Below are 12,489 nucleotides of genomic sequence, written 5' to 3' on the forward strand. Positions count from 1 at the left end.
TACTGGTTTCTATACTTTTAGCGCTTGCTTATTTTACGTCTTTCCAGAATTCTTTATTAAGCAAGTAAACTGGAATGAGTAGTACCAATAAGAATAAGATTACAAAGAAACCAATTACTTGACGGTCATGACGAGCAGGTTCAGCCATCCATGCCATAAAATTCACCAAGTCACCGACCTCAGATTTGAATTCTTCAGCACTCAACTCTTCTTGCATATTATGCAATACATGAGGCATGGCCGCGTTTGCCAGTACTAAGTTGTTGGCGCCCCAAGGACGGCTAGGATCTTCATAAAACGATAGCAAATACGTATAAACCCAATCATCACCACGTAGTCTGGTTTCGAGCGTTAAATCTGGTGGTGCAGCACCAAACCATGAAGCTTGAATCTCAGGATCAATTTCAGCATTGATATGATCCCCAATTTGATCGGTCGTCACCATCAAATACTTTTCTACAAGCTCTGGCGGTATTTCAAGATCTTTAGCGATGCGCGAGTGACGAACGTACTGTGCAGAGTGACAACCAGCACAGTAGTTCATAAATATTTTTGCACCGTTTTGTAGTGAGCCTTTATTGGTAAAATCAATAGGTGCTGTACTACAAGCTAAGTGTTCTTCAACGCCTTCAGCATTGACAAATGTTCCACATCCGCCGCCGCCTGCTGCCAGTGCAGTACCAGCAGTCAAACTCAACGCCGCGCCTAAGCCTAAACCTGCTAGGGATTTTGTTAGCGTGTTCATTAGTGACCTCCGGTAACACGTTCTGGTGGCTGTTTACACTTCTCGATAGCAGTGTAAATCGGCATCAATAAGAAAAACAAGAAATACAAGATTGTAAATATACGTGACATGATAGTCGCAGTTGGTGTCGCAGGCGTAGCACCTAAATAACCCAGTACAATGAAGCTAATAGCAAACACAGTCAAAGCAATCTTAGATAAGATACCTTTATAACGTATAGAACGTACTGGCGATCTATCGAGCCATGGTATTAAGAACAGCACGGCAATCGCACCACCCATTGCAATAACACCGCCAAGCTTGTTTGGAACTGCACGTAAGATGGCATAGAACGGTGTGTAATACCATACAGGGGCGATGTGCTCAGGCGTTTTTAATGAGTTCGCTGTTTCAAAGTTTGGTGGCTCGAGGAAGAAACCGCCGCCTTCTGGAAAGAAGAATACCACAGCAAAGAAGCAGATGAAGAAGACAACAATACCGATCATGTCATGTACAGTGTAGTAAGGATGGAACTCAATTCCATCTAATGGCACACCATTTTTGTCTTTAAGCTTTTTGATATCGATACCATCTGGGTTGTTTGAACCCACATGATGCAAAGCAACGATATGCATAAAGACCAAACCGACAAGTACTAAAGGAATAGCAACGACGTGTAGTGCAAAGAATCGGTTTAGGGTGATACCTGAAATAATATAGTCACCACGTACCCACTCAGCAAGGCCATCACCAATCACAGGCAGAGCAGCAGGAAGGTTCAAGATAACCTGTGCACCCCAAAATGACATGTTGCCCCAAGGCAGTAGGTAGCCAAAGAAGCCTTCAGCCATTAGCGCTAAATAAATCCCCATACCGATGAGCCAAATAAGCTCACGAGGCTTTTGGTATGAACCATAAAGTAAAGCGCGGAACATATGTAGATAGACCACGACGAAAAAGGCTGAAGCACCGGTCGAGTGCATATAACGAATAAGCCAACCGCCTTTTACATCACGCATGATATATTCAACAGACGCAAACGCCCCTTCGGCACTTGGGTTGTACATCATCGTAAGCCAAATACCAGTCACCAATTGGTTGACTAATACCACCATCGACAATACGCCAAAAAAGTACCAAAAGTTAAAGTTCTTTGGTGCATAGTACTTTGACATATGGTATTCATAGGTTTCGGTCGCAGGAAAGCGCGCGTCCACCCAATGCATTAACTTTTTACCCATACTCATGTTAAGCCTCCCCAACCGTCAAGATAGTACCATCCATACTATATTCTGGGATGGGTAAGTTAAGCGGTGCCGGAACGCCACTATAGACGCGACCCGCTAAGTCGTACTTAGAACCGTGACAAGGACAGAAAAACCCACCATACCAGTCATTACCACCCAAGTCGGCAGCACCAACGTCAGGACGGTAGTTCGGCGCACAACCCAAATGCGTACACACGCCTTCTACGACCAATACACCTGGTTCTAAAGAGCGAGTAGGATTAGCACAGTATTCAGGTTGTAGTGATTCACTAGAATCGGGATCAGATAGTAAAGGGACGACATCATCAAGTGTGGTCAGCATATCTTCAGTACGTTTTACCACAAAGATAGGTTTGCCACGATATTTGACAACGATCATTTGTCCATCTTCGATAGAACTGATGTCTTGGGTTACTGCCGCCCCGGCAGCTTCTGCTTTAGCACTTGGGGTCCAAGAACGAACAAAAGGTGTTGCTACAGCAGCTACCCCAGCTGCACCAATTGCGGCAGTCGAGGCAATAAGAACTCTACGACGTTGTACATTAACGCCTTCGGCTTGGCTCATTAATACTTCCTCCAGGTGAATGAAATGGGATTATCCCACACTGGGTTTGTGACTTAGAAATTTACAATACAAACATATAAGCCACGTTAGCTGTGCCTAATTTTGCTAATTGTTGCTATTCTAAGCTATTTTGGTCATAAAATAAATTAATGTGTCAAAAATAAAACTACTCTGACGGTACATTATTTATGGCTGTAGTCTCACAAAAAAGTTACAGCCAAATCAAGCTAGGATCTTATTATATTAAGATTCGGTTTTATTAATTACCTTAGAATTAATAAGGATATTCAAAGACCAAGAATGATACTCGAAATTAGAGCAATGTTCACTAACTTTCCTTACATTTGCTATCATTTGGCGCATCTAAATAGATTTCAGACAATCTAAAACTACTTACCTATGGTTTGTTTTTACGATTTATTCAAAAACCTAGGTAAGTTACCTTCTTAGTCCAGTTTAATTTAAAAGCGTTTTAATGGTTTTCAAGAGCGTCCCAGCGCTCAAGCTTATTCATCATCTCCTCTTCAATGACTAATAAGCGCTCGCTTGCAACGGTTGCAGCGTCGAAGTCTTGAATGAACCATGAGCCGTCTGCCAGCTTTTCTTCCAATTGATTCTGTTCTTGCTCAAGAGCGGCAATCTCTTTTGGTAGGTTATCAAGCTCACGCTGCTCATTAAAGTTCAGCTTTTTTGACGTTTTTTTAGGTTTGGCTACTGCTGATTTATTGGTAGATTTAGCGTTTTCAGCGGCCTTATTCACAGACTTAGCAGCTTGGACGCGATTTTTCTGTATCAGATATTCTTGATAACCACCCACATACTCTTGAACCACGCCTTTGCCATCTTCGTCTTGGTCAAATACCCAAGTAGAGGTGACCACATTGTCCATAAATGAGCGATCATGGCTGATCAGAAGAATGGTGCCGTTAAAACTGCTGACAGACTCTTCTAATAGCTCAAGGGTCGCCATGTCTAAGTCGTTGGTTGGCTCATCCAGTACGAGGATGTTGGCAGGTTTTAGCAACTGTTTGGCTAATAACACTCGGTTGCGTTCACCACCAGATAAGGCTTTGACTGGAGTACGTGCACGCTCTGGTGCAAACAAAAAATCTTGCAAGTAACTCATGATGTGAGTTTTACGACCACCAACTTCGATAAAGTCTGAGCCTTCTGATACATTTTGAGCGACAGTCGCTTCAAGATCCAGCTGATCTCGCAATTGATCAAAAAAGGCGATTTGTAAATTTGTCCCAAGCTCAACGCTACCAGTCTTGGTCACCTCATCATCAGACATGTCGAGTAGGGCTTTGATAAGTGTGGTTTTGCCTGCACCGTTAGGACCTATGATGCCGATTTTGTCACCGCGCATAATAGTCGTTGTAAAATCATCAACCAACACATTGCCGTCATACTCTAGATGCAGGTTTTTAACTTTACAGACCAGCTTGCCACTTTTTTCGCCTTCGCCCATGGTGATATTGACATTACCAACTTGCTCACGGCGTGCGCTACGCTCTTCACGTAATGCTTTTAATTCACGAACGCGACCTTCGTTACGGGTACGACGTGCTTTAATGCCTTGACGAATCCAGACTTCTTCTTGTGCCAGTTTTTTATCAAAGTTAGCATTGTTTTTTTCTTCTGCTAATAGTTGCTGCTCTTTGAGTTCTTGATAACGGGCATAACCTTTGGCACCTTGGGTCACGTCATAGCTCGTTAGTTGACCACGGTCAAGCTCTACAATGCGAGTCGCAAGCTTATCAACGAATGCTCTATCGTGGGTGACAAACAGTAGAGTTAGGCCTTGCCAGTCGAGCAAGAAACGCTCCAACCACTCAATACTATCAACGTCTAAATGGTTGGTTGGCTCATCTAGTAAGAGCATATCAGGCTTGGTCACTAACGCCCGTGCCAGTAACACACGACGCTTACGACCACCAGACAGAGAGGATAAATCATCTTCAGGATCAAGCCCCATCGTCATAATTAAGCGTCTTGCTTCGCGCTCTAAATCCCAGCCATGCACAGCGTCGATATCATGTTGTAACGTTGCCATACGCTCGCAAGCATCCATATCACCATTTGCGCATAGATCAGTTTGCTGATTGTATTTGATCAGTAGATCAGCGGTATGGCGACTACCGCCCATGACGATGTCTAGTATCTTGCCACTGGTTTCAGGTACATCTTGCTCAAGCATCGCCACGCTTGCACTACCATTGATGATGATTTCACCACTATCAGGCTGCAACGAGCCGTTAATTAGTTTGAATAAAGTAGATTTACCTTCACCATTGCGGCCGATCAAACAGACGCGTTCGCCTTCATTAATGCTAAAATCAATGCCATCAAGGACAGGGGCGACGCCAAAAGCGAGATGAATGTTTTTTAAATGTATCAGTGCCATAGATTATCTTAAGCTTATATATAGTGATGAAAATAACGAGTGGACAATAGAGGTATACAGAATATTGCCAAATTGTTAGCAGTATAACATGCTGCTAGGCGACTTTAGTGTAAGCAAGGACTTTTTATCACGTCTAACATGATTAAAGTATGAACAACGTATTTTTGACCTTAGTACTAACACCACGCTCACTATAAATGACCTATAATATAAAATCCAAGCTACAGACAATTATGATATTGAGATAAGTATGAACACAGCATCAGAGGATAATACAGACCAAAAAAGCCATGCACTAGAGCTGTCTGAACTACAAGTACAAATGGTTGATCTACAAATGAGCATGGCGCATCTTGAATTGACTGTAGAGCGGCTTGATGAGGTGATTACTCGCCAAGACCAGCACATCCATACGCTACAGCGCCAGCTCCAACTGGTCTATAAGCAAGTGGAAAGCCAGAGGACTGACGACGGCATTGCACCTTTTGACGTAGTAGCAGATAAACCACCGCATTATTGACGTTGAACAGTTCGTATATTAATTAGCTAATTTTATCTAACTGTCCAGCAATACATCTGACTTGCAGAAGCGATAAATTAGCAAGATCAACTATACATGCAAAAATGAATATAGTTATCTTTCTGTGACCAAGTCGTCATAATAGAGAAATAATATGTATTTTTTGTTGTTTTAGCGTGCAAAAGACATTACCATCTTCCATCGAGGATATCGCTTGCATAATAAGTGTTATCAAGAAGGTATAACAATGTGGACGTTTGGAGATATATAATGCGCGCAACTTTTCATTTAAAAACTCTCACAGTAGCTGTTGCAGCTCTTTCTGTTGCTAGCGTTGCTAGCGCTGCTGGTCTTGATCGCTCAGGCCAAGATGTTACTGCATTTTTACAAGATGGCCTATATGCTGAAGCCAGTTATACCTATATTAATGGTGATGTCACCGGTAGGGATGCATCAGACAACAAAATTAATGATATCGCCGAGTCTTATGATTTTTTCCGTTACGGGGTAAAAGCCGATATCAATGATACTTTTAGTATCGGTATTCTATATGATGAGCCTTTTGGAGCAGCTGCTGATTACTCTGGTAACAATAATTTTATAGATCAAAATCCTGCTTCACCTAGAAATGGTGAGGAAACACAGGTTGAAGTACGTACTGAAAACATCACTGGTATTTTGGGTGCCAAGTTAGGTGCGAATAAGAATTTTCAAGTATATGGCGGACCAGTCGCTCAACAAGTACAAGCGGATGTAAAATTGCGCGGCGTTAGTTATGGTCCTGCTAATGGTTATACTACACGTATTAATGCTGACCAAGACTACGGTTGGTTAGCTGGTATTGCTTATAGCAAGCCTGAAATTGCACTCAAAGCGGCGCTAACTTACCGTTCAGAGATTGATCATAGTTCGCACGCTTTCGAGAGCTATCCTGCTGCACCACTGATTGGCGGTTCAATACCACCAATTGCTGGAGGTCCATTTATATTTCCATCGGACAGAGGTAGTAGTATTGATATTACCACACCTAAATCAGTCAATTTAGATTTTCAAACTGGGGTCAATCCGACCACACTAGCCACTGCAAAAGTGCGCTGGGTACCATGGAGCGATTTTTCTATCGTACCATCACTATATAATGAAGTTAGTACTGCTAACCCTGCGTACCGTCCTGATGGTTTACCATTAGTCAGCTATGATGATGACCAATGGCAAGTAGAGTTAGGACTGGCTAAGCGCTTAGCACCTGCGTTAGCCGTTAGTGGTACAGTTGGCTGGGATAGCGGAGCAGGTGACCCAGTCACGTCTTTAGGTCCTATCGAAGGCTACTATAGTGCAGGTCTTGGCGCTAAATATAACGTCACTGAAAACTGGGCAGTATCAGCAGGTGGCAAGTATCTATGGTTTGGTGATGCAAAAGGTAAGACACCAACCCAAGACATCGTCAGTAACTTTGAAGACAATGACGGTTATGTACTAGGCGTTAAAGTTTCTTATCAAGCGCAGTAGAATTAAGGCTTACAAGTCTATCTTGCGGTGGCGATAGTGACCTAGTATCTATGTTTCAATAATAAAAAAGCGATCCAATGGGGGTCGCTTTCCGTCTTCCAAATTTTACGGGGGGGGGCCTGTTAATGATGACAGTGATAACAATGATAGTGGTGCACCTATAGACAGCTCTCAAAACTCGGTTGATTCTACCGAAGAGTCAAAGAACGATGTCAGCGTAAGCGAGCTTGAAAACGATATCAAAACCGTAGAAGTAGCACCAAATACAACAGCCGCGACTCCCAACCCCGAACAAGCCATTAAAGGCGCGCAAATCACTGATGTTATTTATAAAAGCGCAGCTGGCGAATCGTTATCCGTCACTTTTGAGACCTCAGCGGCGGGCGTACTCAATGCCATTGTCACCTTGCCCAATAAATCAATGATGACCCTAAGCGCACCAGAAGGCCAAGATAACAACCCAACGTATCGCTCTACAGATGGTCATATACAGCTGGTAACTCATGCTGGTGGTAGCAGTATCGACTTGATTGAAAACAATAACGTCAAAAGCTTTGATGCTATCAGTGCTGATGCTGAAGTCGTCACTGAGTAAATTATTAAAAGACAAATAGCTTAAGCCTCTTAAAAATAATATTTTAAGCAATAAAAAAAGGCGGCAAACGTTACGTTCGTGTGCCGCCTTTTTTATTGCTTATTTTTAACCAAAACCCGTAGTCTTGCCAAATACCTCGACCAGCCAACTAATAAGCGCCCACAGTCCCCAAGCAATCACCAAAAGGACGATAAGACCAATGATGTCTGGGATATGCAAATACACCCAAGCCACGATAGGATTGCGCCAAAAGCAACTTTGCTGCTGCTTGTCTTCTAATGATTGATGCAAAAACGGTCGATCCATATGCATGGTTTCGGTGATGCCATACTCATCGTGTAGATGCTTATGGACGATGCCCAAGGTTTTGCGGCTGGGACGTATAAAGATATCCAACAATGTGCCGATACCAGGGACGATGCCTACCACCATATCGATCAATGCCAGTCTGACAGCAGACGTCATCTTATGTGCCGGCACGCCTAGTTGACGTCCTAATATAAAGGCATAGCTGGTCAACGCCAGCCCCGCCAAATCTCCTGCCAACGGAATGGTTGACAGCGCGGCATCAGCGCCCATGCCTTGCTTGGTAAATGGCACACGCACCAATGAGTCCATGGTGTTGGCGAATTTGGCCAGTTTACGCTCGGTGGCGATGACCTGCGCGCGCGTCAGTCCATGCTCAGCCAGATTAGCTTGATAATCGACGCTTGGGCCGTTGGGTTCTACCCGTTTTCCCGCTTTTGACTTTGAGAGCTTGTTGAATTTATCCATTAAAAGTCGTCCATAGACACGCAATTGCAATAAGTGCAAAGACATAGCGCCCGACCCAGATATTGGCCAAAAACGCCTGAAAGCAAGACATTGCATGACGCGTGGCACAGGCGCTGTTTTGCTTAGCAAACATCATCGCCACCAGCGCTAGGCCAAATACTGGCGTGATACCAAGCGACGTCGGTGCAAAATAATGCCACATCACCACGCCCATAATGAGCAAAAATAGCATCTGTAGTAGCGAGATGATAACGACATCATAGCGGCCAAAGAGTATCGCTGTGGATTTAACCCCAATCTTTAGATCGTCCTCACGGTCAGCCATGGCATACTGGGTATCATATGCTACCGTCCAGCACATATAAGCGATAAACAACAGCCAACACCAGATATCAGGCGCGCCTTGTATCGCGACATACGCCATCGGTATCGCCCAGCCAAACGCGGCAGCCAAAAACACTTGCGGCAAATGAGTGTAGCGCTTCATAAAGGGGTAAATAAAGGCCAATATGACCGCTCCTAACGACCAATAAAACACTGCAATAGGCAAGAAAAACAATAAACTGGCGCTGAGTAAGACGAGTATCACAAAAGCAGCAATGGCTTCTTTGGCAGACAAGCGACCATCTGCTAATGGTCGGCCTTTGGTACGAGACACATGACCGTCGACCTTCCGATCGGCAAAGTCATTAATCGCACAACCTGCCGCCCGCATAAAAATCGCCCCGAGCGCAAAGAGGACAAATACGCGCAAACTCGGCAGACCGGCTACTGAGCCCTGCTGCTGAGCCTGACCCATAGCGGCTAGCATCACGCCCCAAAGCGTCGGCCAAAGTAGCAGCTCTATACCGACTGGCTTATCAAAACGTGTTAACTGCAGGTAGGCATGTAGTTTGTCTGAAAATGTCATGGTAGTTTAATTATCATCAATAAAAAGTTAGGTAGGCAGCTTATGTGCTCGGATAAGATTACTGGACTTGCTGCCATAATTTATTGGCTTCGATCAGTGATAGCTCAGGGTATTTTTTGCGCAGCGCTTTGATAGCAGCCACTTTATTATTTTGCGTTGTTTGAGCTTGCTTATGCAGATAAGTCAAATACTCTTGTGGGTCTCTGAGTGCTTTAAGTGACGCTTCCAGTCGAAGCAGCCGAGTACGCAGTATGATATTTATTAATAATAACCCTGCTCCCATGATCCATATGATTAACGCTGACATTCCGGCTCCTAAATCCATTAACTCTAAACACTCAAGCTGATTAACCGAGTCCATTCATCGTAATAACAAAACGTCTATTAAACAAAATAACCATCAAAGCGGACTGCCGCATTATGCCAACTCTCATTGGGCTGCTGATTGGCAAGTGACGGCGCAAGCTGTGGACGCTTTACCACCACGCGGCCTTGTTTGTCACTATTTCCAACAATAGCTTGCGCATGTTGTAGCAGTTGTCGCTCTTCGTCCAGTGTTGGCGGGCTTGCTAACTGGTGCAGCGCTTGCATATGCTTGCCGACTTTAGCGCCTTTACCCGTCTTGCTGTCTTGGTAGCTGTCTTCTGGAAACATCGGATCTAGATATATCACATCCACGGCTTTAGTCGCATTTGTCATATCAACTGGTAAGGTTGCAAAGTAGCTGAGCGCATCGGTGTTGATAACTTGCAGACGGCTCATGAGCTTTTGCCAATTGGGCTGTGCACTCATGCGCTGCTGCTCTGCTAACAATAGTAATGCCATCAACGGCTGCTGCTCAAGCATAGTGACTTGAGCACCGGTGCTGCCCAATATCAAGCTGTCATGACCAAAGCCCGCGGTTGCATCGATAACGCAGCTATCCGACGTGATTTTAGCCGCTTGCAGCAATAGCTCAGACTTACGTCCAGCGCTTACCACACGGCGCTGCAATTTATCCCATTCTGGCGCAACGCTTAACCCATCACTCAACCACGACAGCTTGTCTTTTTCATCCAATAATAAAACGGGTAAAGTGGACGTTTGACTTAACTGCTTACGACGTTTTTGGTTGAGCTTATCGCTCAATCGCTCAGTATTCAAGACAATGGGTAACTGCTGCTGTACTATCAAGGCTTGCAAGCGCTCAATCTGTACTTGCTGGCTATCGCTGATATAAAACAGTTGACAGTAGCTTTGCACACTAGGATTGTTAGCTGCTGGTCGCGACGCGCTCATGACTATGCTCTCTATTTATTACTTATATGGTCACAAATCATAGGGCACATTTAGCCTGCCATTTGATAGCCAAACAACCAAGACGCCAATAATACCACTACACCAGTAATAATACGTAGCCATGCAAAAATCGTAAAGTCACGGCGGCTGACCCACGCCACCAGCCAGCGAATACAAAGCAGCGCGACGATAAATGACACTACTGTGCCTATGCCCAATACCAGCCAGTCTTCACTACTGCTCAACACATCACCGTGCTTGAATAAATCCAACAAGGCGGCACCTACGATGACGGGAATCCCCAAAAAGAATGAAAACTCAGCCGAAGCCTTACGCGAGACCCCAAGCCAAAGCGCCCCGATGATGGTCGCCCCTGAGCGCGATGTACCTGGTATCAGCGCCAGACATTGAAACAACCCTATCATTAGCGCTGTCTTTAGACTGACGTCTTCAGCCTCACGAGCAACGATCGTTTTCGGGCGTTTCTCGACATAAAATATCAGCAGACCACCGATGATAAGCATGATGGCGACCGTGATCGGATTAAACAGATAAGTTTTAATCTCATCGGCAAACGTAAAGCCTACGAGCATTACAGGAATGGTAGCAACGATCAAACTCAGTCCCAGCTGTCTTGGATTGGTCATGCCTTCTGCTTTACCCGTCAGCAAACCCATAAGTGCCTGCCAGAGCCTACCCCAATAGTCATAAATGACTGCTAAAATAGCACCAAGCTGTACCACCACCACAAACAAATCAACTTTGTCTTTGGTCCAAAAGTTCATTAAATCGGCAGATAAGATTAAATAACCCGTGCTAGAAATGGGTAAAAACTCAGTGATACCTTCGACGATACCCATGATGACAGCTTGAATTAATAAAATGATATCCACGATGGTATTCCTAGATCCAGATTTACAGGTGACTGAGTATAATGTTTGAGAGGTTGTTATCGTTTATAGCGACTAGCAGCGCTTAAGCCTTACCTTGCTCTTTTAGGGTTTTCCATGCTTGATTGCGCAGATACTTGGGCAGCGCATGTGCCGCATCAGTACCGCCAGCACTCATGAATTGAGTGATACCCAGCTGGCCAATCACTGTCGCGTCTGGCCAGACATCGTCATGGCATATTTGTCCATCATACAGTTTTAAGAGCGGTGCACCGTTACCGACGATAGCAAGTTTAAGCGCAGTTTGACTGTCATAATCTAGCAGTTGCTCAGTGCTATCATTAGCCAATACGGGCTGCATGACGTTACGACCCGACTGGTCGTCAACCACTAATTCATACTGGCCAAAATACACTTGTTGCATACGCGCATCAAGAGCGCTATAAACTTCAGTCACACCATACTGCTGGTACGCACACTGGGCGATAGCCTGCAAACTAGACACACCGACACAGGGCAAGTCGTGCGCCACTGATAGCGCCTGCACCACAGCGGTATTAATCCGAATACCGCTAAATGCACCGGGGCCACGGTTAAAGATAAGTGCTTGTATGTCAGCAAGGTTGAGATTTACTTCAGACAACGCTGCATCAATCATAGGCAAGATTTGCTGAGTCTGCTGACGCTTACCCGTCTCGGTATGGTTCGACAGCACTTGCCCTCTCGCATCTAAAACGGCGATCGAACACTGATCAAACACGGTATCCATTGCTAAAAACATCGTAACCTCGGCTTATACTTTTGGCACTATAGTCAGTCCGCTGTAAACATTATAGCGTCTCGTCTGTAGTACTACCTACACACTCGGTTGCTTTATAACACTTTAAACTTATACTACTTTTAAACTGAAACGACTATATAAAAACACCCCAATAAAATTGCGCCTATCATAGCATTTAGGATAAGTGATTTTATGACTTTCTACGTTTTTCATACTTTAATTATTAGAAAATATTTGCTCATAATTTTCACAAAAAAACCCAAAACTG

The 12,489-nt window shown here is 44.4% G+C and carries 13 protein-coding genes; 3 read left to right on the top strand and 10 right to left on the bottom strand.

The features are described from left to right. Nucleotides 1–28: 28 nt before the first annotated feature. From PENNN9_RS09395 to PENNN9_RS09410, 4 genes are all read right to left on the bottom strand, one after another. Complete coding sequence (locus tag PENNN9_RS09395) at nt 29–745, bottom strand: cytochrome c1 (protein WP_058369438.1); 717 nt, start codon at nt 743–745, stop codon at nt 29–31. Continuing rightward, entirely contained in the window at nt 745–1,965 is a 1,221-nt protein-coding gene (locus PENNN9_RS09400; RefSeq protein ID WP_413771745.1) for a cytochrome b, read from the bottom strand. The genes PENNN9_RS09395 and PENNN9_RS09400 overlap by 1 nt, the downstream gene beginning before the upstream one ends. Before the next feature lie 7 nt (nt 1,966–1,972). Continuing rightward, on the bottom strand, nt 1,973–2,557 hold the full coding sequence (gene petA, locus PENNN9_RS09405) for a ubiquinol-cytochrome c reductase iron-sulfur subunit (RefSeq protein ID WP_058369440.1): 585 nt from the start codon (nt 2,555–2,557) through the stop codon (nt 1,973–1,975). Nucleotides 2,558–3,029: 472 nt separating this feature from the next. Then, entirely contained in the window at nt 3,030–4,964 is a 1,935-nt protein-coding gene (locus tag PENNN9_RS09410; RefSeq protein ID WP_058369441.1) for an ATP-binding cassette domain-containing protein, read from the bottom strand. Nucleotides 4,965–5,214: 250 nt separating this feature from the next. On the opposite strand from PENNN9_RS09410, the gene PENNN9_RS09415 reads away from it, so the two are divergent. The 3 genes from PENNN9_RS09415 to PENNN9_RS12830 all read left to right on the top strand — a co-directional run bounded on the left by PENNN9_RS09415 (nt 5,215) and on the right by PENNN9_RS12830 (nt 7,588). Then, nucleotides 5,215–5,484 (top strand): SlyX family protein, encoded by a 270-nt coding sequence (locus PENNN9_RS09415; RefSeq protein ID WP_058369442.1) that lies wholly within the window; start codon nt 5,215–5,217, stop codon nt 5,482–5,484. A 270-nt stretch (nt 5,485–5,754) separates the two neighbouring features. Continuing rightward, nucleotides 5,755–6,993, top strand: a complete 1,239-nt coding sequence (locus PENNN9_RS09420) for an OmpP1/FadL family transporter (RefSeq protein ID WP_058369443.1) — start codon at nt 5,755–5,757, stop codon at nt 6,991–6,993. Nucleotides 6,994–7,399: 406 nt separating this feature from the next. Continuing rightward, nucleotides 7,400–7,588, top strand: coding sequence for a hypothetical protein (locus tag PENNN9_RS12830; protein WP_197409095.1), 189 nt, complete (start codon nt 7,400–7,402; stop codon nt 7,586–7,588). Nucleotides 7,589–7,693: 105 nt separating this feature from the next. Here the strand turns inward: PENNN9_RS12830 and PENNN9_RS09425 are convergent, their stop codons facing one another. The 6 genes from PENNN9_RS09425 to tsaB all read right to left on the bottom strand — a co-directional run bounded on the left by PENNN9_RS09425 (nt 7,694) and on the right by tsaB (nt 12,221). Then, nucleotides 7,694–8,362, bottom strand: a complete 669-nt coding sequence (locus PENNN9_RS09425) for a DUF4112 domain-containing protein (protein ID WP_058369444.1) — start codon at nt 8,360–8,362, stop codon at nt 7,694–7,696. Beyond that, nucleotides 8,355–9,272: a 4-hydroxybenzoate octaprenyltransferase gene (gene ubiA, locus PENNN9_RS09430; RefSeq protein WP_058369445.1), complete on the bottom strand. Its 918-nt coding sequence runs from the start codon at nt 9,270–9,272 to the stop codon at nt 8,355–8,357. Before ubiA ends, PENNN9_RS09425 begins: the two co-directional genes overlap by 8 nt. Before the next feature lie 58 nt (nt 9,273–9,330). Further along, nucleotides 9,331–9,579: a hypothetical protein gene (locus PENNN9_RS09435; protein WP_058369446.1), complete on the bottom strand. Its 249-nt coding sequence runs from the start codon at nt 9,577–9,579 to the stop codon at nt 9,331–9,333. A 77-nt stretch (nt 9,580–9,656) separates the two neighbouring features. Further along, nucleotides 9,657–10,550 (bottom strand): class I SAM-dependent methyltransferase, encoded by an 894-nt coding sequence (locus tag PENNN9_RS09440; RefSeq protein WP_058369447.1) that lies wholly within the window; start codon nt 10,548–10,550, stop codon nt 9,657–9,659. Between the two features lie 50 nt (nt 10,551–10,600). After that, a complete protein-coding gene (locus tag PENNN9_RS09445; RefSeq protein ID WP_058369448.1) occupies nt 10,601–11,443 on the bottom strand; it encodes an undecaprenyl-diphosphate phosphatase in 843 nt (280 codons plus the stop codon). An 82-nt stretch (nt 11,444–11,525) separates the two neighbouring features. Next, nucleotides 11,526–12,221 (bottom strand): tRNA (adenosine(37)-N6)-threonylcarbamoyltransferase complex dimerization subunit type 1 TsaB, encoded by a 696-nt coding sequence (gene tsaB, locus PENNN9_RS09450; protein ID WP_058369449.1) that lies wholly within the window; start codon nt 12,219–12,221, stop codon nt 11,526–11,528. Nucleotides 12,222–12,489 lie beyond the last annotated feature (268 nt).

The sequence above is a fragment of the Psychrobacter sp. ENNN9_III genome (genome assembly GCF_001462175.1).
Taxonomy (GTDB): domain Bacteria; phylum Pseudomonadota; class Gammaproteobacteria; order Pseudomonadales; family Moraxellaceae; genus Psychrobacter.